The following is a 20,246-nucleotide window of genomic DNA, read 5'->3' on the forward strand; positions in this document are numbered from 1 at the left end:
GATAACTTTTCCGCACGGTCGCCTCGGTCCCGCTGACACGTCTGTCTCAGCGGTCTCGGTGGCAACATCGTCGGACCGATGCAATGAGGTCGGCCCGTTCGCGAGAAACGGACCGACCTCATTGACTCTGGCCGACAGATCGACGTCGTGCGTCAGCCCACGGCTCCAGCGAGAAGGAGCATCGGCGGTACCACGGCCACCACCGCCAGCAGGACGACCGCGACGGCCACGAGCAGCGCGATCTGCCAGCCACGCTGGTTCGGGCGTCGCGTCCGGGTGTAGATGAAGCCGATGAGAGCGCCGACGAGCGCACCGCCCACGTGGGCCTGCCACGCGATGATCGACTGTCCCCCGAAGATCTGGGGCAGGAAGCCGATCACCAGGTTGAGGCCCAGGACCACCAGGATTCCGGTGACGTTCGCCCCCAGATGGCGGCCGACCACGAAGAGCGCCGTCATGAGCCCGAACACCGCACCGGAAGCACCGACGGTGGCTGTGCCGGGGGCGATCACCGCGACGGCGACCGAGCCGCCCAGGGCGCTGAGCACATAGAGCGTGAGGAACCGCCATCGCCCCAGCACCGGCTCGAGGCTCCGGCCGATCATCCACAGCGCGAGCATGTTCAACGCCAGATGGAGGAACCCGCCGTGCACGAGCGCCGCGGTGAGCAGCCGCCACGGTTCGAACGGCGCGACGCTGAACTGCGGATACAGGTACATCGCGGCGAAGTACAGCTGATCGGTGATCGCATCGCCGACGCCGGGGATCATCTGGATCAGGCTGACGATCGACGTCACGAGCATGATCCCGTAGGTCATGACCGGCCGGCCGTCGGTCACCGCACCCATCGGCCCGCGACCCCAGCTCCTCCGCGCCTTGCGCTGCGCGGGCGACTCGGCCTTGCGCTGATCCCGGAGACACTCCGGGCAGATCACGCCCACCGGTGCCTGCGTCTGGCACTCGGGGCAGATCGTGCGCAGGCACCGCTGGCACAGCACGAAGCTCTGCCGATCCGGATGCCGGTAGCAGTAGTTGTCGCGGTTCGCGGAGAACTCGGGCGTGGTCATCGGCGCACCCCGCCGTCCGCCGGGGTCGACGCCCCGGCGCGCGGACGGGAGCTCATCGGCATGTCAGGACGCGACGATGTCGATCGACTGCAGGACGACGGGCTCGATCGGACGATCGCCCGCAGCGGTCGGCACGGCCGCGATCGCGGCGACGACCTTCTGCGACTCCTCGTCGGCGACCTCGCCGAAGATGGTGTGCTTGCCCTGGAGCCATGGCGTCGGGTCCGTGGTGATGAAGAACTGCGACCCGTTGGTGCCCTCGACCTCGCCGGTGGCGGGGTTGCGGCGGAGGCCGGCGTTGGCCATGGCCAGCTTGTACGGGGCATTGAAGTCGAGCTCGCCGTGGATCTCGTCGTTGAAGGTGTAGCCGGGACCGCCGACGCCCTGGCCGAGCGGGTCGCCGCCCTGGATCATGAAGTTCGGGATGATCCGGTGGAAGATGACGTCCTGGTAGAGCGCGCCCTCACCGGGCTTGCCGGTGGCGGGATCGGTCCACTCGCCCGTTCCATCGGCGAGACCGATGAAGTTCTTCACGGTGCGCGGAGCGTGGTCGCCGAACAGGCTGACGACGATGTCCCCGTGATTGGTGTGGAACGTAGCGACATGAGTGGCGTGAGGCATGGGTCCATTCTCGCAGAGCTTCCGATGAGTTCTCGGGGAACTCCACGGTTTCTCGCGCGCAGTCTGGCAAGATGGTGAATCCGAACCCCTGTCGATTGGGAGGGCACCGTGGGCCTGAGCCGTAAGCGCAAGAAGGAACTGCACCGTCTGCAAGGCGATGCGAACAAGTTGTGGGAGGCGCAGCAGGTGCTGGTCGGCGAGGCGGCCAACGTCGCTCGCGAAGCCAGCCGCCAGCTCGGCAACTTCAGCCGTGAGCAGGTCGTGCCGACCGTCCAGGACGTCTACGCGCACCGCGTCGTCCCGGCCGTCGACCGCGGCGTCAAGTTCTCCAAGCACCTCGTCGACGACCGCGTCGTCCCGGCGGTGGGCGGAGCCATCGGCACCGCGCTGACCGCCTGGGACATCGCGAACGCCAAGCGCAGCGGATCGCACGGTCGTGCGAGCACCGTGCAACTGGTCGCCCCGGCGCCCGAGAAGAAGAGCCGCGGCATCGGCACCGTGATCGCGGTCGTGCTCGGCATCGGCGCAGCGGTCGGCGTGCTCTTCGCCGCCTGGCAGACGCTCCGCGCCGACGACGAGCTGTGGGTCGCCGACGACCCGCTGAGCACCCCCGCGGCGTGACCGACGACGCACGCGTCCCGCACTCCAGGGTGCGGGACGCGGCAGCAGCGCGCGGCCTGGAGATCGAGATCCGCGAGCGGCCGGTCGCGCGAAGCCTCGACGAGGCGGCGGCGGTCCTGGGGATCCTGCCTTCCGGGATCGTCAAGACGCTCGTCGTGAAGAGGTCGGACGACACGTTCCTGTTCGCGCTCGTCCCCGGAGGCCGCAAGATCTCCTGGCCCAAGCTCCGTGCCGTCGTCGGCGTGAACCGCCTGAAGCTCCCGGAGGCCGAGGTCGCCCTCGCCGCCACCGGATACGAACGGGGCACGATCGTCCCGATCGGGAGCACGGGCGACTGGCCCGTCTTCGCCGACGAGTCGATCCGCGGCCAGCGGATCGCGATGGGTGCCGGCGCCCACGGCTACAGCCTCTTCGTCGAGGCGGACGCGCTCATCGCGGCCTACGACGCCACGGTCGCGGACATCTCCGAGCCCGAATGACCGTCCGGCCCTGAGACACGGGCCCGCGGGCGCGGCGTATCAGCGCGGCAGCGCGGCAGCGCGGCCGCGCAGTTTGGCTCGGCGGTGCGGTCCGGTCGCCACTCAGGCCCGGTCGATGCCGGCCATCCCGAGGGCGATGTCGACCAGCTTCACGCGCTGCAGCCCGCCGACGGCGTCCAGGTCGAACCATCCCGCCATGTCGGTCGAGCCGTTCTTCTCGAAGCGGAGCCGTCCGCCGACGATGTGGGCGCGATAGACGATCCGCAGGGTGTGCAGTGGTGTCGTCGCACCCTGCGTCACGCGCTGTCCGGCCGGGATCACCCGCGAGTGGATCCCGAGGAGCTCGTCGACGACGACCTTGTACCCCGTCTCCTCGCGCACCTCACGACGTACGGCGTCCTCGGGGTCCTCGCCGGACTCCAGTCCCCCGCCCGGCATCGTCCACGACGCCCGCCGCCCCTCCGTCCAGCGTGCCAGCAGCACGCGACCGTCATCGCCGGTGATGACCGCATAGGCGGCGACGCGCATGTCCACGCGATCACCCTACCGACCTCGGGCCGTGCGCGTTCTGCCGAGCGCATGCCGCGAGCGCCGCTGCCTCGTCACCGTCGCCGTCTCTGTCGCCATCTACGTCGCTGTCTCCGTCGATCGATCAGTTCTGAAGAAGCCTCGAGCGGGCCCGGTTCCTAGGCTGGGCGTATCGCCGGGGTTTCCGCCGCGGCGCGGACACAGGAGGACGACCATGACGAAGGATTCGGGGAACGGGCTGAGCGCCGAGGAGCGCGCCGCGGTCAAGGACGCCGTCACCGAGAACCGTGCGGCCAGGTCGCGCACGAAGGCGGACCCGGAGGCCGTCCGCCGCGAGGGCGAGGCGGAGGTGCTGGCGAAGATCGCCGAGATGACGGAGGCGGACCGCGTGCTCGCCGAGGCGGTGCACCGCCTCGTCTCGGAGAACGCTCCGCACCTCCTCCCCCGCACCTACTACGGCATGCCCGCCTATGCGGACGGGAACGGCAAGATCGTCCTGTTCTTCAAGCCGAAGGCCAAGTTCAAGGTGCGCTACGCGACGGTCGAGTTCGAGTGGGCGGCGCAGCTCGACGACGGCGACCTCTGGCCCACCCGCTACGCCGTCACCGCCCTCGGCGACGTGGATCTGGCCTTCCTCGCCGAGCGCATCCGCACCGCCGCCCCGGCGCAGTAGCCCGCACGGGCGCGCCGGCCCCGGGGCGTGAGGCGGGGGTGAGGCCGGGGCCTACGCGCCGTCGCCGCCGAGACGTTGGATCCAGCTCAGGAGCAGCCGGGTCTCCGCCGCTCCCAGCACCTCGGGATGCGCCGCGGCGCGCTCAACGAGGTCGCGCACACGAAGGTCGGCGGCGGATGGGAGGATCCCGTCCCCCGCGGCCGGCGCCGTACCCGTGATCGCGGCGATGGCTCCCTCGCGCACGGCGATCGACAGCGCCCTGTCCTCGGCGGCGAGGATGATCTGGCGCAGCGTGACGCCGATGTTCGTGACGAGGACGTGCGCGGCCGCCTGCTCCGGCGGCACCACCAGCCTCCCCTGACGGTGCGCCTCGGCCGTCAGCCCCCGCAGCAGCTCGCTCGGACGGGACTGCGCCTCGGGCGAGTATCCCGGTCGCACCTTGCCGTACATCAGGGAGTAGAAGCCGGGGTTCGCGAGACCGAACGCGACATGGGCGTCCCAGCCGGAGCGGAGATCCTGGATCGGGTCCCCGCTCGGCTCCGCCGACTCCTTCTGCGCCAGATACATGTCGAAACCACGCTCGATGACGGCCTCGATCAGCCCCTGCTTGCTCCCGAAGAAGTGATAGAGCGTGGGCATCTTGACCCCCACGCTGTCGCACACCGCACGCAAGGAGAAGTCCTCACCGGGCTCGGCGGCGATGAGGTCGGCCGCGGCGTCCAGCAGACGCGTCCGTGTATCGACGTGCGGCATGTCTGTCATCTTGTTATAGTATCCAGTATCAGTGATATGTAATCGCATATCACTGATACAAACGAGACGACACAACCGGAGGTTTGCCATGGTGCGGACGCTTGAGGGCAAGAACGTTCTGATCGCAGGAGGAGGTAAGAACCTGGGCGGGCTGTTCGCCCGGGAGGCAGCGGCGGCGGGAGCGAACGTCGCGATCCACTACAACTCGGAGTCCAGCCGAGCCGAGGCGGAGGGGACTCTCGCAGACGTGCAGGCCGCGGGGGTCAAGGCCGTGCTGCTGAGCGGCGACCTCACGGTCCCCGCGAACGTGGAGAAGCTGTTCGCGGATGCGGAGGCCGGGATCGGGGCGATCGACGTGGCGGTGAACACGGTCGGGAAGGTGCTCCGCAAGCCGATCGCGGAGACCACCGAGGGCGAGTACGACTCGATGTTCGACATCAACGCGAAGGCGGCGTACTTCTTCATCAAGGAGGCCGGTGCCCACCTCGCCGACGGGGGCAGGATCATCACGATCGTCACCTCCCTGCTCGGCGCGTTCACCGACGGCTACTCGACCTACGCGGGCGGGAAGAGCCCGGTGGAGCACTTCACCCGAGCCGCGGCGAAGGAGTTCGCCGACCGGGGGATCTCGGTCACCGCGATCGCCCCCGGACCCATGGACACCCCGTTCTTCTACGGGCAGGAGACCCCCGAGCGCGTCGCGTTCCACAAGTCCCAGGCCATGGGCGACCAGCTCACGCAGATCGAGGACATCGCGCCGATCATCACCTTCCTCGCCACCGACGGATGGTGGATCACCGGGCAGACCATCTTCGCGAACGGCGGCTACACCACCCGCTGACGAACGGGCCGTGGCGGGGGACGGAGGGTTCGAATTCCTCCGTCCCCCGCTCGCCCTTTCGTCAGTGCCTCGGCCTAGGCGATGGCGGTCCAGATGCCGTCGCTCTGCCCCGGCTGATCCTGGTCGTTGCGAAAGGCGCTCCAGCGCAACGTGATGTTGCCGGTCGGGCCCCCACAGTTCTCGGAGACGTTCAGGATCACGACAAGCTGCTCGAACTCCGCGAGCGGCACCGCAGGCATCTGCCCCCCGAGTGTGATTCGGCCCTCCCCGGGACGACTTGACCGAGTGAAGTACATGTCGGCGTTCACCATGCTCGTGCTGGCCGTCAGGCTCTGCCCGTTCTTCATGGTGATCGTGTAGTCGACGACGGTCACCTGGATCGAGCTGCAACCGCCCGTGCTGACCGGAGCGTGGACGTCGAACTGACCACCGCCGGGGTACTGCGACGTCCAGTCTCCCCCGGTGAGCGGAGCGAGCAGTCCGCCCGATGCCGACGCCGACGGCACCGCCACAACCCCTGCGATCACGGGAATCGACCATGCCGCCCCCTTGAGCACGGCACGCCGTCCCGTTCCTTTCGCCGCCCGGTGCCCCTCACGTCTGTCGACATCGGTCCGTCCTTCGAGCTCTCCCATGATCCTCCCCTTGGTCGATCGGCTCTCGCCGGTGGGCACCCGCCCACCGGAAAAAGCTTGGACGCAGGGACGCCGTCCTCCTGCTCCGCTGCCCAGGATTGGCACGACCTGCTGTCGCGAACGGCACTGATCGACCAGACAGGGGTGTCCGACCTACGATCCAGATGTCTGGGCTCGGGTGGCGACGCGGGGGGATACACCACGAACCGTGCGGAACGCACGCTCGAGGGTGGAGACGGAACCGAAGCCGCTGGCCGCGGCCACGCCCGCGAGTGATGTGCCGGGATTGTTCTCGAGAACATCGAGTGCTCGTTCGAGCCGCTTCCGTCTGAGCTCCTCGGAAGGGCTGGTCGAGTGGTCGGCGTAGACACGATAGATCGTGCGCCGCGAGACCCCGCACGCGCGCGCGAGGTCGTCGATTGTGAAACGGCTGTCCAGAGCCCGTTCGGCGATGACGAGCTGTGCCGTCTCGAAGAGGGGGTCGACCTTGCGACGAACGGCCGCCTCGGCGATCACCGCCCTCGCGACGTCACGGGTGAGGGTGCGGAGCACAAGCGACTCCCCGTCCGACTCCTCGCTCTGCGGAGCGGTGATCGCCTGCAGGTAGGCATAGGCGCCCCGGAAGACGGTGGACGACCTGGAAAGCGAACCCGCATTGGACTGCGACAGTGACAGCGGGAGGATCTCCCGTTCGTCGAACGTGAAGAAGATCATCTCGGTGGGCCCGAGAATCCGGAACTCGACGGGGACCCGGCCGGGGAGGACGATGCAGAGACCGCCACCGTCGGCGACGACACGCTCGGCATCGCCGAGGAACTCGACCATGCCCTGGTTGACGAACAGATAGAGATACCGCGACCGTGCAGGGATGCGGTCCCTCGTCCACGACACATGGAGCTGTGCGGCGGTCATGCGCGCCACGAAAAAGGTGTTGAGCCGGAGGGCGTTGACGCTGAGCGTCGACAGGTCGCCCTCGACCACGGTGATGCCGGCGCCCGCGATGAACTGCGCGAGCGCCCTGCGGCTCTCCGGGCGCTGAGAGTCGTAGCCGTAGCGACGATGTCCGACCAGATCGCTCCACCCACGAGGCGGGTCTTTGGGCATGAGGTCACGATGCGGCATGGTCAGAGCCGTCTTTCTCCTTCGGGCTCGCTGGGGACACTGAGCCATCTCGATCGATCGTGGATCGCCGCGGGCATTCTCAGATCAGCCGAATGGTTGATCCCGGCCGCTTGCACGGGACGCATTCGCCCGCACAGGATTCCGCCGCCCCGCGTCCGCACCTCCGCATGTCCGGTGAAGGGTTGACCGCGGGAAGCCGACGGGGCGGCGATCCAGGCGACAGCTGATGTCAGCTGCAGATCTCGTACGACAGGGTGATCCAGCCGGGCCTGCGCACATCGCCCGCGCCGGCGTTGTTGCCGGCAAGACCGTGGCTCACGCCGACGGCGCGCGGGGACCCGTAGTTCGACCCGCCGCCGGCGGGACCGCCCATGACGGCCTTGGTCACGTCGTTCGAGAAACTGGCACGCCCGCCCGCGCCTCCGCCCGCGTATCCGCCGCCGCCCGCGCCCGCCGCTGTCCGCACGAAGCCCGCCCCGCTGACGAGGTCATCACCGCCACCGATGCCGATCAGCTGTCCATTGCCCCCGTCACGTCCGGCACCGTTCGCTCCCGACGCGATGTTCGCGGCGGCGATGTTCGAGCTTCCGGTGCCGCCGGCGCCGGGAGTCGATCCGCTGCCGCCAAGTCCACGACCGCCCGACAGCCATGCGTCGTTGCCCACTCGATCGATGCGATTCGCGACGGCGCTGTTCGGCTGCCCTCCGTTCCCGCCCGCGGGGGAGGTCGTCAGGTTCCAGTCCTGCACCTCCCAGACCGCACTGCTCCGTCCGCCGCCCCCGCCGGCGACGACCAGTGGAGTGCCAGCGGACAGGATCGCCGAGCCGCCACCGCCCGAGCCGCCCTGATCGGTCGAGCTCAGCACCCCGTTGTCGTTGAGGCGGGCCACCTCGACCACGGTCCCACCGTCGCCGTACCCCTGCCCGCCGGCGACTTCGGGGCGGGTGATCGTGCCCGAAGGCCGGGTGTCGGTCCAGCCTCCCTGACCGACCGTCAGGGTCAGCACCTCGCCGGGCACGACCGAGAGCACGCCTGTCACCAGGGCTCCCGAGCCCCCCGTGCCCCCGCCGCCTCCACCAGCCCCTCCGGCCACGGCGAAGTCGATGCGGGTCACCGTCGCGGGAACGGTGAAGGTGGTCGTCCGTGACGCGGGCTCGACCCGTCCCGTCCCGGTCGGCAGCGGAGCATCGACGCGCACGGTGCGGCACACGGGCGTCGTGGACGCTGATGCCATCGGTGACGCGACGGCCATCGCAATCACGGGGATCGACCAGGCCGCCCCCTTCACGACGGCCCGCCGCTGGACACCGTCGACGGCCCCCATGCCGTCCGTGCTTTCGGTGATCTCGATCTCCCCCATGGTTTCCCCTCACGCTCGCTTCGACGGCGGCTCCCGTCGCATCAGTAGTGTGAAGGAGGGCACGCTGCCGTGACGTCGGTGGTCGAGGGTTCGGCACAACATGATGTCGCACGCGGCACGGACTGCCGCCAATCCCATGGACGCCGTTCCGGCAAGCCCATCGGGTGGCACAGAGGGATTGGTATGGTGACTTCGTCCTGACCATGGCCCCCGCCCCGACCGGAAGCTCCCCGCGCGACCATGAGCATCCCCCGTTTCGACACGGCAGCCCTTCAGGGGCCGATCGACGCCGAGGCCGCGCACGCCGAGGCTCAGGCCCATGTGCGGGAGATCCTCGGGGAGCACGGAAGCTCGAGCCGGACCGCCCGAACCGTCTTCCGTCTGACCGTCTTGATCGTGGGATTCGGCGTGCTGTCATCCCTGTTCGTGGTCGCCGTGCAGCTGTTCTTCGGCGGCTGGAGCGCCAACGTCTTCACGTGGCTCATCGCCGCCATCATGGTGATTCCTCTGGCCGTCTTCCAGATCAGGGCGGAGATCAGGACGCGGCGCGACGAGGAGGAGAGCTGGTACCGTCTCGCCCGGTTCGCCGCGGCGAACTCCATGGCATATGCGCCGTACCAGGCGGACGCGGAGCTGCCGCCCGCGCTGTTCCGCCGTGGCGGCTCCCGGGCGCTCCGTGACAGCCTGTCGAGGCCCGGGATCCAGACGGCGAACTACGGCTACGAGAAGATGACCGCGCGAACGCGTATGCCGCACACGGCATGCTTCGTCGCCTTCGATGCCCCTGCCGGAATTTCGGCCATGACGCTGATCACCCGACTCGGCGATGTCTGGGGCCAGCCCGTCGTTCCCCCGACGAGTCAGCGGAGACAGGAGATCGATGCGGAGCTCGACGCCCACATCGGCGTGTACTGCGATCCCCGGGACGGTGAGAATGTCCGACGGATCCTCGGTCCGGACGTCCGGGAGGCGCTGCTGCGGCTCGCGTCGCACTGTGACATCGAGATCGTCGGCGATCGTGTCTCCATCATCGCGCGCCGCCGGCTCGCGATGACCGACACCGCGTTCTGGCGCTGGGTCGAGGACCTCGCCGTCCTCGTCGACGTCGTGCTGTCGCGATCGATGACCATCGACGACGCCACGCGATCCGGCTGGGAGCAGCGCAGCGCCGAGCGAACCGCGCTGTTCACCCCGTCGCCGTGGGGTCGCGCATTCCTCGCGGTCGTGCTGATCCCCGCCGTCTTCGGGACCATCGCCGCCGCCGTCACCGCCCAATGGGGCTGAATCGCACACATCGCGGGTGCTCATACAGGCGCTAGCCTGACATCGTGATCACCACGGATGGCATGGCCACTCTCTCGATCTACAGCGATCACCTGACCGCGGCCCAGATCACCGATGTCCTCGGCATTCCTCCGACGAGGACGCACGAACGCGGCGATCCCACTTACGCTGCCCGTTCCGGACGCCCGCACCTGGCGAAGCACCTGACATATCCGCAGGCGCAGTGGCATCTCAACTCGCCCGTCGCTGAGGGGTTCGGCGCATTCGGCTCGCTCAGAGCGCTGCTTGATTCCGTGAAGCCACAGGCGACGAGGATTCGTGACCTCCGACCTTCCTGCGAGACGATCATCTGGTGGCACGGGTCGTCGGACAGCTCTCAGGGCGGCTTCGCCATGCCCGCCAACGTGATCAGCGATCTTGCCGCGATCGGATGCGACCTGTACGGCACGACCTACTTGGCCGAAGAGGACTGACACCAGCAACCGCGATCGAGACGCGGACCCGCGGCGCGTGAGCCGAATCGGCGCCCAGTTGCATGGAGATTCCCCGCTTGGCTGGCGTTTCGAAGCGGAGAGGCCCGCCGGGCGGGGAATCTCCCGCCAAGCGGGCCAGCCGAACGCCAACGAAGGAACGCCAGACGAAGACGTCCGGACGGAAGGAAGGGAAACTGTGGAGCCTAGGAGATTCGAACTCCTGACATCCTGCTTGCAAAGCAGGCGCTCTACCAACTGAGCTAAGGCCCCGGGGCCCGGGCTTCGCGGCCGGCGGACCGGCACGGGTGGATCCCGAGGGTTTTCAGTTGTTGCGGAGTGGGGCTACCAGGACTTGAACCTGGGACCTCTTCATTATCAGTGAAGCGCTCTAACCGCCTGAGCTATAGCCCCGCGTCAACCTCCAAGACTTTACCGGAAATCGACGCGTTCACGAAATCGGCCGTCAGCTCCCCGGCCGGAGCGAGAGGCTCCCCGCGGAGACCGTCACGGACACGGTGTGGCTGGAGGCCGAGGCCGTCTCCAGCTGATTGTCGAAGCTCCCCGCGCTGACCTGGTCCTGCACGGAGTAGGTGCCGCGCGGGACGGTGACATCCATCGATCCCGCGGACATCTCCAGCACGAGGTCGTCGGGCTGCCGGCCGGAGAAACCCGCCTCCAGACGACCGGCCGATGCGCTGAGCTCCGCCGTGCGGACGTCGGACAGTGTGAGGTCGGCACGACCCGCGTTGATCGACGCCTTGACGCTCTGGGCCGAGCCGTCGACCGCGAGGCTTCCCGCACCCAGCCCGAGATCGAGCTCCCGGAAATCGCCCCGCGCGCTCAGCGAGCCGCTGGCGACGTCCAGCTCCGCGTCGAGCTTTCCGTCGAGGCGCGTCGGAAGCGTGAGCGTGACGGTCACCTCGTTGTGGAACCAACCGCTGATCCACCAGCCGAAGGCGGGCTCGGGGCCACGGACGACGAGCGTGTCGTCGTCTCGCCGCATCTCCCAGCGCCCTCGATCGCTGCCGGTCACCTCCAGCGTCGCCTTGTCGACGTCACCGAAGCGCACCTCGACGTCCGCGCCGCCCGACTCCAGGTCAAGGTCCTTGAGGCCGGCCCCATCCAGGGCCGTCCCGTGCCCGGTCGCCCCGTCGACGAACTGGCCGGTGGCCGCGAACGCCGCCCCGCCACCGGTGCCGAGCAGCGCCAGGCCACCGACGATCGCCGCCGCGATCGTGATGCCCCGACCACGCGACACCGGCGATTCCGCAGGCGCCGAGAAGCCCGAACGACCAGAAGGACCGGAAGGACCCGACGGTCCCGAAGGTCCAGAAGACGCTGAGACCCCGGAAGGCGCCTGCGCGCCCGGTGCTCCCGGCGCTCCCGGAACCCCGGGCGGCACCGGACCGAGCGGGGGAGTGGGCGTGGATCCCGGCTCCGGCGGCGTGAGGGGTGTGGTGTCCATCAGTTCACTCCTGTCTGGGGCGGCACCGGGGTGCCGGAGACGTTCTCGATGTGGGCGATCGCCGCGAGCACGCGACGGTTGCCGGATTCGTCGGGCTCGAGGCCCAGCTTCTGGAAGATCGCGGTGATGTGCTTCTCGACGCTCGCCTCCGAGAGGAAGAGCAGAGCGGCGATCGCCGCGTTCGACTTCCCCTCGGCGATCAGCGAGAGGACGGTGCGCTCGCGTTCGGTGAGAGCGCGCATCCGGTCGTCCTGGTTGCGTCGGGTGAGCAGCTGCGCCACCACCTCGGGATCCAGGACGGTCGCGCCGGCGGCGATCCTCTCGACCGACTCGATGAAGTCGGCCACGTCCGCCACGCGGTCCTTCAGCAGATAGCCCAGCGGGCCGGGACCACCGGGACCCCCTCCGCTCTGTGCCACGATCAGGTCGCTCGCATAGCGCTCCTCCACATACTGCGAGAGCACGAGGAGCGGAAGCGGAGGGATGCGCCTGCGGAGGGCGAGCGCCGCACGGATCCCCTCGTCCACGAACGTCGGCGGGAGCCGCACGTCGAGGATGCAGAGGTCCGGGGCCACGGCGTCGACGGTCTCGTCCAGCGCCGTCGCGTCGGGGAGCGCCGCGACCACGTCGTGACCGGCGTCCTCCAGGAGGCGCACGAGCCCCTCCCGCAGGAGCACGGAGTCCTCGCAGATCAGGATGCGCATGGCACGCTCACCTCCAGGCTCGTCGGTCCGCCGATCGGACTCTCCAGTCGTACCGTGCCGCCGGCGGCGAGCACCCGGTTGGAGATCCCGTCCAGGCCGCCGCCGGGGAGCACCTGCGCCCCGCCCATGCCGTTGTCCTCGACGCGGGCCCACAGCGTCCCGTCCTCACGTCGGCGCACCACCACCCGGCACTCGCTGGCCCGGGAGTGCTTGGCCGCATTGGTCAGGGACTCCGCGATGGAGAAGTAGACGGCGGCCTCCGCGTCCCTGCTGCACCGTCCGTCGATGCGGACGTCGAGGATCACGGGGATGTGCGAGCGACCGGCGAGGGCGGAGAGGGCCGCGTCCAGACCGCGATCGTCGAGGACGGACGCGTGGATGCCGCGGGCGAGCTGACGCAGCTCGGTGATCGCCGCCTTCGTGGAGGTGTGCGCCTCCTCGATGAGCGCCTTGGCGGCGACGGGATCGGAGTCGATCTTCTGCTGCGCCATGCCGAGGGTCATCCCCACCGACACCAGCCGCGGCTGGACGCCGTCGTGCAGGTCCCGCTCGATGCGGGTGCGCTCGACATCGGCGGCACGGACCGCGCCGACGCGCTGGGCGGATGTGGTCCGCACCTGCTCGGTGAGCTGGGCCTCCCGCGTCGGGGCCGCCACGATCGCACGGGACAGCACCCGGTGCAGCAGCGCCATGCACCACAGCAGCATCAGCGAGGCGGCCACCCCCACCACGCCGACGACCGGTGCCCAGGCGACCGGGTAGTGCGTTCCCCATCCGGTGTCGGCGTCCGCTGCGGTGAAGATCGGCGCGAAGGCCGTCACGGCCGACCAGCCGAGCCACTCGATGGCCCGCAGGACGACGCTGCCGAGAACGCAGGCGATGGCGAAGTTGGCCAGGGCGCGCCACATCCGTCCGTCGATCGCCTGCCGGCCGAGTGCACGGAGCCAGCCGCCGAAGCCGGGCGTCTGCCGAGGCCGCAGTCGCAGCGCGGGGAGATCGAACCCGTAGAGCCCGTTGAGGCGGGCGATCTCGAACCAGCCGAGACCGAAGAGCGCATACACGAACCCGACGAGCAGGATCAGCCCGACACCGAAGACGAAGACGAGCCCCACACCGGCGGCGAACGTCCCAGCGAGGCTGCTGCCGATCGCCCAGCCGACGAGGCCGAGGGCCGCGAGCTCGAGGATCGTGAGCACCAGGCGAAGCGGTGGCTTGCCGGTCGTCGGCGCGGATGCCGGTGCCGACGGAGGCGTCGGCACCGCGCTTCCCGCGGCCGGATATGGAGACGGAATCGTGGTCATGGCTCCACGGTACGGCGATGGCCCCCGCGCCGGAACGGAGCCATCCGGATGCTTCGGTTCCGGCTATCCATAAGACCTCGGGTGAGTATCCACGGGACCTCGATGATGCCGAGGGCGGGGAACAGGGGCCAGGATGGGATCATGAGCGCACCTCACGACGGCGAGCCGCACGGCGCCGGGCTCGCCCAGAAGCTCAACTGGCTTCGTGCCGGGGTCCTCGGCGCGAACGACGGGATCGTCTCGGTCGCCGCCCTCGTGGTCGGCGTCGCGGGGGCCACCACCGAGGACGCGGCGATCCTGACGGCGGGCATCGCCGGCCTCGTCGGCGGCGCCGTGTCGATGGCCCTCGGCGAGTACGTCTCCGTGAGCAGCCAGCGCGACAGCGAACGAGCGCTCATCGCGAAGGAGCGGCACGAGCTGCGGACGATGCCCGAGGAGGAGCTCGAAGAGCTCGCCGCCCTCTACCGCCAGCGCGGCCTGTCCGAGGAGACCTCGAAGAGGGTCGCGGAGGAGCTCACCGCGCACGACGCGCTGTCCGCGCACCTGGAGGTCGAGCTCGGGATCGATCAGGACGACCTCGCGAACCCCTGGCACGCGGCGCTCTCCTCCGCGATCGCGTTCACCCTCGGCGCGCTGCTGCCCCTTCTCGCGATCCTTCTCCCTCCGGCGGGGATCCGCATTCCGATCACCTTCGTCGCCGTGCTTGTGGCGCTGGCCCTCACCGGCGGCGTGTCCGCGTTCATCGGCGGGTCGTCTCCCGTCCGCGCATCCGTCCGTCTCGTGCTCGGCGGCGCGCTGGCCCTCCTCGCGACCTGGCTCATCGGGACCCTGCTCGGCACGTCCGGCGTCGTCTGATCCGCACCAGGTCCCTGCCTGCACACCTGCACGACTCAGGCACACCTGCACGACCGGACCGGGGGAATCGTCGTGCATCCGGGTCTGGATCGTGCAGGTGTGCACGATCCCGGCGAGGCCCCGGGAACGACGAAGGCCCGGATCCGATGATCCGGGCCTTCGAGGAGCGTCAGTCGAGGAGGGTCAGTTCGAGGTGAAGCCGACCAGCAGGCCGCCGGTGACCTTCACCGCCAGGTTGTAGATCCCGGCGATGATCGCACCGAGCACCGTGAAGACGATGAGGTTGAGGATCGCGACGACCGAGCCGAAGGCCATGACCTGCGGCAGGCCCAGGATCTGGGTGAGCGAGACCTTGTTCTCGGTGATGCCGGCGATGATCTCGTCTCCCTTCTCGACCAGGCCCGTGGCGTCCACGATCAGGTAGACGAGGAGGAAGGAGACGATGGTCGCGATGGCGAGTGCGACGGCACCGAGGAAGGAGAGCTTCAGCGCCGACCAGAAATCGACGTAGACGAGACGCAGGCGGACCTGTTTCCCAGTGGTCTTCTTCGAGGACTTCTTCGCCAGCTTGTCGGCTACGGTACTCATGCGTTCGTGCTTTCCTCAGAGGTGGGGGGCTCGTCGGCCGGGTTCTCCGTGTCTTCCGAATCTGCGTCTTCGGGAAGTCCTCGCTCGGTGTTCCGGGCGATCGCAAGGATCCGGTCGTCGTCGCTGGTACGGGCGAAAACAACGCCCATCGTGTCGCGACCCTTCGCCGGGACCTCGGCCACGGCAGAGCGTACCACCTTGCCGCTGGCAAGAACCACCAAGACCTCGTCGTCGTCCGCGACGATCAGACCGCCCGCGAGAACGCCCCGATCATCGTTCAGTTTGGCCACCTTGATGCCCTGTCCGCCACGTCCCTGGACCCGGTACTCGTCCACCGCGGTGCGCTTGGCGTAGCCCCCGTCGGTGACGACGAAGACGTATCCCTCGGTGGTGACGAGGGACGCGGAGAGCAGGCTGTCGCCCTCGCGGAACCTCATCCCCTTGACGCCCTCGGTGGCGCGTCCCATCGGGCGCAGCGCATCGTCGGTCGCGTGGAACCGGAGCGACATGCCGCGACGGCTGATCAGGAGGATGTCGTCGGTCGCGTCCACCAGGAACGCGCTGACGAGCTCGTCCTCCTCGCGGAGGCGGATCGCGATCACGCCGCCCTGGCGGTTCGTGTCGTAGTCGCCGAGACGGCTCTTCTTCACGAGCCCGCCGCGGGTGGCGAGCACCAGGTAGTCGGCCGCCTCGTAGTCGCGGATGTCGAGGATCTGCGCGATCTTCTCCTCCGGCTGCAGCGCCAGGAGGTTCGCGACGTGCTGCCCCTTGGCGTCGCGACCGGCCTCGGGGATCTCGTACGCCTTCGAGCGGTAGACCCGGCCCTTGTCCGTGAAGAACAGCAGCCAGTGGTGCGTCGTCGTGACGAAGAAGTGCTCGACGAGGTCGTCCGCGCGCAGCTGTGCGCCCTTCACGCCCTTGCCCCCGCGGTGCTGCGACCGGTAGTTGTCGCTGCGCGTGCGCTTGATGTACCCGTCGCGCGTGACGGTGACCACCATCTCCTCCTCGGGGATGAGGTCCTCCATCGACATGTCGCCGTCGTAGCCGTGCAGGATGTGCGTGCGACGCTCGTCCCCGAAGCGGGTGACGATCTCCGTCAGCTCCTCGCGGATGATCGTGCGCTGGCGGGCGGGGTCGGCGATGATCTCCTTGAACACGGTGATCTGCGCCTCGAGGTCGTTCGCCTCGTCGATGATCTTCTGCCGCTCGAGGGCCGCCAGGCGACGCAGCTGCATCTGCAGGATCGCGTCGGCCTGCACGTCGTCGATGTCCAGGAGCGCCTTCAGGCCGACGCGCGCGTCCTCCACGGTGGGGGAGCGGCGGATCAGCGCGATGACCTCGTCCAGCGCGTCGAGCGCCTTGAGGTAGCCGCGGAGGATGTGCATCCGCTCCTCGGCCTTGCGGAGGCGGAACCGGGTACGCCGCACGATCACGTCGATCTGGTGATCGATCCAGTTCGTGATGAACCCGTCCAGGGCCAGCGTCCGCGGCACGCCGTCGACGATCGCGAGCATGTTCGCGCCGAAGTTCTCCTGCAGCTGCGTGTGCTTGTACAGGTTGTTCAGCACGACCTTCGCCACCGCGTCGCGCTTGAGCACGACGACGAGCCGCTGTCCGGTGCGGTCGCTGGACTCGTCGCGGATGTCGGCGATGCCGTTGATCTTGCCGTCGCGCGCGAGATCGCCGATCTTGACGGCGAGGTTGTCGGGGTTGACCTGGTACGGGAGCTCGGTGATCACCAGGCACGTCCGGCCCTGGATCTCCTCGACGCTGACCACGGCGCGCATGGTGATCGAGCCGCGACCCGTGCGGTACGCCTCCTGGACGCCCTTGGTGCCGAGGATCTGGGCGCCGGTCGGGAAATCGGGGCCGGGGATGCGCTGGACCAGCCCGTCCAGCAGCTCCTCGCGGGAGATGCCGGGGTTGTCCAGCGCCCACAGCGCCGCGTCCGCCACCTCGCGGAGGTTGTGCGGCGGGATGTTCGTGGCCATGCCGACCGCGATGCCGACGGAGCCGTTGACGAGCAGGTTCGGGAACCGCGCCGGAAGGACGTCGGGCTCCTGGGTCTGGCCGTCGTAGTTGTCGGAGAAGTCGACGGTCTCCTCTTCGATGTCCCGCACCATCTCCAGCGCGAGCGGGGCCATCTTCGTCTCGGTGTACCGGGGGGCGGCGGCGCCCATGTTCCCGGGGGAGCCGAAGTTTCCCTGGCCGAGGGCCAGCGGATAGCGCAGCGACCACGGCTGCACGAGGCGGACGAGCGCGTCGTAGATCGCGCTGTCGCCGTGCGGGTGGTACTGGCCCATGACCTCGCCCACCACACGGGCGCACTTGGAGAACGACTTGTCGGGGCGGAACCCGCCGTCGTACATGCCGTAGATCACCCGGCGGTGCACGGGCTTGAGCCCGTCGCGCACGTCCGGCAGCGCGCGGCCGACGATGACGGCCATCGCGTAGTCGAGGTAGCTGCGCTGCATCTCGGACTGCAGGTCGACCTGGTCGATCTTGCCGTGCACGTGGCCGGCGTTGGGGTCGGGGCGTTCGTCGTCAGTCATCTGCGTTTCTTCCTACGTTCGAGTGCGGGACGCGCGGCACTCGGGTGGGTCGTTGCTGTCGAGTCGAGGGGAGGGCGTCGTGGTGTCGGCTCCGCAGGCATCGGGCCTGGCGGGAGCCGCGCGCAGCGCGGCGGGGGACTGCGGAGCCGACACCACGACGCCCGGACCGTCTCACCTCAGATGTCAAGGAACCGGACGTCCTTCGCGTTGCGCTGGATGAACGTCCGGCGGGACTCGACGTCCTCGCCCATCAGGACGCTAAAGATCTCGTCCGCGGCCGCCGCGTCCTCGATGGTCACCTGGCGGAGCGTCCGCGTGGTGTGGTCCATCGTGGTCTCCCACAGCTCCTTGGCGTTCATCTCGCCGAGACCCTTGTACCGCTGGATGCCCGCCTCCTTGGGGATCCGTCGGCCGCCGGCGAGGCCGTCCCTGAGCAGAGCGTCGCGCTCGGCGTCGGAGTAGACGTACTCGTGCGGGGCGTTGGTCCACTTGAGGCGGTACAGCGGGGGCATCGCGAGGTAGACGAAGCCCGCCTCGATGAGCCCGCGCATGTACCGGAACAACAGCGTGAGCAGCAGCGTCGTGATGTGCTGGCCATCGACGTCGGCATCGGCCATCAGCACGATCTTGTGGTACCGCGCCTTGCCGAGGTCGAAGTCCTCGCCGATGCCCGTGCCGAAGGCCTGGATCATCGCCTGGACCTCTTTGTTGGCGAGCGCCTTGTCCAGACGCGCACGCTCGACGTTGAGGATCTTTCCGCGAAGGGCGAGGATCGCCTGCGTGTGCGGATCGCGTCCCTGCACCGCGGAGCCGCCGGCGGAGTCCCCCTCCACGAGGAAGATCTCGCTGATCGAGGGGTCCTTCGAGGTGCAGTCCTTGAGCTTGTCCGGCATCGCGGCCGACTCGAAGACGCTCTTGCGACGGGCGGTCTCGCGCGCCTTCCGCGCCGCGAGGCGGGCGGTCGCGGCGTCGATCGCCTTGCGCACGACGTTCTTCGCCTGCGCGGGGCTCCGATCGAACCAGTCGCCGAGCTGATCGCCGACGACCTTCTGCACGAACGCCTTCGCCTCGGTGTTGCCGAGTTTCGTCTTGGTCTGCCCCTCGAACTGCGGCTCGCCGAGCTTGATCGAGATCACCGCGGTGAGCCCCTCGCGCACATCGTCGCCGGAGAGGTTGTCGTCCTTCTCCTTGAGGAGTCCGTTCGCGCGGGCGTACTTGTTGACGAGCGTGGTGAGCGCCGCCCGGAAGCCCTCCTCGTGCGTGCCGCCCTCATGCGTGTTGATCGTGTTCGCGTAGGTGAACACGTTCTCCGTGTAGCCGGTGGTCCACTGCATCGCGACCTCGAGGGAGATCCGGCGCTCCGTGTCCTCGGACTCGAAGGCGATGACCTCCTCGTTCACGACCTCGGCGTGCCGCACCCGGTTGAGGTAGTCGACGTAGTCGACGAGGCCCTGCTCGTAGAGGAAGACGTCCTCGCGCTGCTTCGCGACGACGGTGCCGTCCACCTCCTCCTCGATCGCGGCGGAGTCGCGCTCGTCGTGCAGCTCGATCCGCAGGCCCTTGTTGAGGAAGGCCATCTGCTGGAAGCGGGTGCGCAGGGTGTCGTAGTCGAACTCGACGGTCTCGGTGAAGATCGAGGGATCGGGCCAGAACGTGATGATCGTCCCGGTCTCCTCGGTCTCCTCGCCCTTCTCCAGGGCCTGCTGCGGGACGCCGCCGTTGGCGAAGCTGTGCCGCCAGACGTGCCCTTGACGCCGGATCTCGATCTCGAAGCGCGTCGAGAGCGCGTTCACGACCGAGGATCCGACGCCGTGGAGGCCGCCGGAGACCGCATACCCGCCGCCACCGAACTTGCCGCCGGCGTGCAGGATCGTCAGCACGACCTCGACCGTCGACTTGTTCGGGTCGGACGAGTGCGGATCGACCGGGATGCCACGGCCGTTGTCGACGACGCGGATGCCGCCGTCCTGGAGGATCGTCACGACGATCGCGTCGCAGTAGCCGGCGAGTGCCTCGTCGACGGAGTTGTCGACGATCTCGTACACCAGGTGGTGCAGGCCCCGGGGACCGGTGGACCCGATGTACATGCCCGGGCGCTTGCGGACGGCTTCCAGTCCTTCGAGGATCTGGATGTCGTCGGCGCCGTAGTCGCCGCTGGGCGGGGTCGCCATGTTGTCGGGAGTCTGTGTGCCCCCTGCGTTCTGGGGAGAAGGGTTCGTTTTCGACTCGTTCTCGTCGGAGGGGGGTTCAAGCGTCATCGGAAGGCAGGCTCCACATCGAAATCTAGAGCTCCATCCTATCGTGGATCCGCCTTCGATGCAGGC

The 20,246-nt window shown here is 68.8% G+C and carries 20 protein-coding genes and 2 tRNA genes; 7 read left to right on the forward strand and 15 right to left on the reverse strand.

The features are described 5' to 3' along the window. Positions 1-152: 152 nt before the first annotated feature. Positions 153-1,067 carry a rhomboid family intramembrane serine protease gene (locus J2Y69_RS12610; protein WP_310021246.1) on the reverse strand — a complete coding sequence of 305 codons (915 nt, stop codon included), beginning with the start codon at positions 1,065-1,067 and terminating at the stop codon, positions 153-155. 63 nt (positions 1,068-1,130) lie between these two features. After that, positions 1,131-1,688 carry a peptidylprolyl isomerase gene (locus J2Y69_RS12615; protein ID WP_310021249.1) on the reverse strand — a complete coding sequence of 186 codons (558 nt, stop codon included), beginning with the start codon at positions 1,686-1,688 and terminating at the stop codon, positions 1,131-1,133. A gap of 108 nt (positions 1,689-1,796) precedes the next feature. On the opposite strand from J2Y69_RS12615, the gene J2Y69_RS12620 reads away from it, so the two are divergent. Both J2Y69_RS12620 and J2Y69_RS12625 read left to right on the forward strand, forming a co-directional pair. After that, complete coding sequence (locus J2Y69_RS12620; protein WP_310021252.1) at positions 1,797-2,309, forward strand: DNA helicase; 513 nt, start codon at positions 1,797-1,799, stop codon at positions 2,307-2,309. Then, positions 2,306-2,788, forward strand: a complete 483-nt coding sequence (locus J2Y69_RS12625; protein WP_310021254.1) for an aminoacyl-tRNA deacylase — start codon at positions 2,306-2,308, stop codon at positions 2,786-2,788. Before J2Y69_RS12620 ends, J2Y69_RS12625 begins: the two co-directional genes overlap by 4 nt. 102 nt (positions 2,789-2,890) lie before the next feature. Here the strand turns inward: J2Y69_RS12625 and J2Y69_RS12630 are convergent, their stop codons facing one another. Then, complete coding sequence (locus tag J2Y69_RS12630; protein WP_310021256.1) at positions 2,891-3,322, reverse strand: NUDIX hydrolase; 432 nt, start codon at positions 3,320-3,322, stop codon at positions 2,891-2,893. 208 nt (positions 3,323-3,530) lie between these two features. Here J2Y69_RS12630 and J2Y69_RS12635 point away from each other — a divergent pair, with 208 nt between their 5' ends. Then, positions 3,531-3,989, forward strand: coding sequence for a hypothetical protein (locus tag J2Y69_RS12635; protein ID WP_310021258.1), 459 nt, complete (start codon positions 3,531-3,533; stop codon positions 3,987-3,989). 51 nt (positions 3,990-4,040) lie between these two features. Here J2Y69_RS12635 and J2Y69_RS12640 read toward each other — a convergent pair whose 3' ends face one another. After that, positions 4,041-4,751, reverse strand: coding sequence for a TetR/AcrR family transcriptional regulator (locus tag J2Y69_RS12640; RefSeq protein ID WP_310021260.1), 711 nt, complete (start codon positions 4,749-4,751; stop codon positions 4,041-4,043). Positions 4,752-4,830: 79 nt separating this feature from the next. Between J2Y69_RS12640 and J2Y69_RS12645 the strand changes: the two genes are divergently transcribed. Then, the gene (locus J2Y69_RS12645) at positions 4,831-5,583 is read left to right on the forward strand and encodes an SDR family oxidoreductase (RefSeq protein ID WP_310021261.1); all 753 of its coding nucleotides are present in this window, start codon (positions 4,831-4,833) and stop codon (positions 5,581-5,583) included. Between the two features lie 74 nt (positions 5,584-5,657). Here the strand turns inward: J2Y69_RS12645 and J2Y69_RS12650 are convergent, their stop codons facing one another. The 3 genes from J2Y69_RS12650 to J2Y69_RS12660 form a co-directional block, all read right to left on the reverse strand. Next, a complete protein-coding gene (locus tag J2Y69_RS12650) occupies positions 5,658-6,218 on the reverse strand; it encodes a hypothetical protein (RefSeq protein WP_310021264.1) in 561 nt (186 codons plus the stop codon). A gap of 153 nt (positions 6,219-6,371) precedes the next feature. Further along, the gene (locus tag J2Y69_RS12655; protein ID WP_310021266.1) at positions 6,372-7,322 is read right to left on the reverse strand and encodes an AraC family transcriptional regulator; all 951 of its coding nucleotides are present in this window, start codon (positions 7,320-7,322) and stop codon (positions 6,372-6,374) included. Between the two features lie 247 nt (positions 7,323-7,569). After that, positions 7,570-8,700: a hypothetical protein gene (locus J2Y69_RS12660; RefSeq protein WP_310021268.1), complete on the reverse strand. Its 1,131-nt coding sequence runs from the start codon at positions 8,698-8,700 to the stop codon at positions 7,570-7,572. Between the two features lie 240 nt (positions 8,701-8,940). On the opposite strand from J2Y69_RS12660, the gene J2Y69_RS12665 reads away from it, so the two are divergent. Then, positions 8,941-9,984 (forward strand): hypothetical protein, encoded by a 1,044-nt coding sequence (locus J2Y69_RS12665; protein WP_310021270.1) that lies wholly within the window; start codon positions 8,941-8,943, stop codon positions 9,982-9,984. A gap of 44 nt (positions 9,985-10,028) precedes the next feature. Further along, positions 10,029-10,457, forward strand: coding sequence for a DUF4279 domain-containing protein (locus tag J2Y69_RS12670; protein WP_310021272.1), 429 nt, complete (start codon positions 10,029-10,031; stop codon positions 10,455-10,457). A 197-nt stretch (positions 10,458-10,654) separates the two neighbouring features. Here J2Y69_RS12670 and J2Y69_RS12675 read toward each other — a convergent pair. From J2Y69_RS12675 to J2Y69_RS12695, 5 genes are all read right to left on the reverse strand, one after another. Continuing rightward, positions 10,655-10,727 (reverse strand) — tRNA-Ala (locus J2Y69_RS12675). A gap of 67 nt (positions 10,728-10,794) precedes the next feature. Next, positions 10,795-10,868 (reverse strand) — tRNA-Ile (locus J2Y69_RS12680). A 52-nt stretch (positions 10,869-10,920) separates the two neighbouring features. Then, entirely contained in the window at positions 10,921-11,715 is a 795-nt protein-coding gene (locus J2Y69_RS12685; RefSeq protein WP_310021274.1) for a DUF4097 family beta strand repeat-containing protein, read from the reverse strand. Between the two features lie 206 nt (positions 11,716-11,921). Next, on the reverse strand, positions 11,922-12,626 hold the full coding sequence (locus J2Y69_RS12690; RefSeq protein WP_310021276.1) for a response regulator transcription factor: 705 nt from the start codon (positions 12,624-12,626) through the stop codon (positions 11,922-11,924). Further along, positions 12,614-13,927: a sensor histidine kinase gene (locus J2Y69_RS12695; RefSeq protein ID WP_310021278.1), complete on the reverse strand. Its 1,314-nt coding sequence runs from the start codon at positions 13,925-13,927 to the stop codon at positions 12,614-12,616. Before J2Y69_RS12695 ends, J2Y69_RS12690 begins: the two co-directional genes overlap by 13 nt. A 141-nt stretch (positions 13,928-14,068) precedes the next feature. Here J2Y69_RS12695 and J2Y69_RS12700 point away from each other — a divergent pair, with 141 nt between their 5' ends. Continuing rightward, a complete protein-coding gene (locus J2Y69_RS12700) occupies positions 14,069-14,782 on the forward strand; it encodes a VIT1/CCC1 transporter family protein (RefSeq protein ID WP_310021280.1) in 714 nt (237 codons plus the stop codon). 183 nt (positions 14,783-14,965) lie between these two features. On the opposite strand, the gene J2Y69_RS12705 is transcribed toward J2Y69_RS12700, so the two are convergent. From J2Y69_RS12705 to gyrB, 3 genes are all read right to left on the reverse strand, one after another. After that, on the reverse strand, positions 14,966-15,370 hold the full coding sequence (locus tag J2Y69_RS12705) for a DUF3566 domain-containing protein (protein WP_310021282.1): 405 nt from the start codon (positions 15,368-15,370) through the stop codon (positions 14,966-14,968). After that, positions 15,367-17,922 (reverse strand): DNA gyrase subunit A, encoded by a 2,556-nt coding sequence (gyrA, locus tag J2Y69_RS12710; RefSeq protein WP_310021285.1) that lies wholly within the window; start codon positions 17,920-17,922, stop codon positions 15,367-15,369. Before gyrA ends, J2Y69_RS12705 begins: the two co-directional genes overlap by 4 nt. A 176-nt stretch (positions 17,923-18,098) precedes the next feature. Beyond that, positions 18,099-20,093 (reverse strand): DNA topoisomerase (ATP-hydrolyzing) subunit B, encoded by a 1,995-nt coding sequence (gene gyrB / locus J2Y69_RS12715; protein ID WP_310021286.1) that lies wholly within the window; start codon positions 20,091-20,093, stop codon positions 18,099-18,101. Positions 20,094-20,246 lie beyond the last annotated feature (153 nt).

It is taken from the genome of Microbacterium resistens, from assembly GCF_031456305.1.
GTDB lineage: Bacteria > Actinomycetota > Actinomycetes > Actinomycetales > Microbacteriaceae > Microbacterium > Microbacterium resistens_A.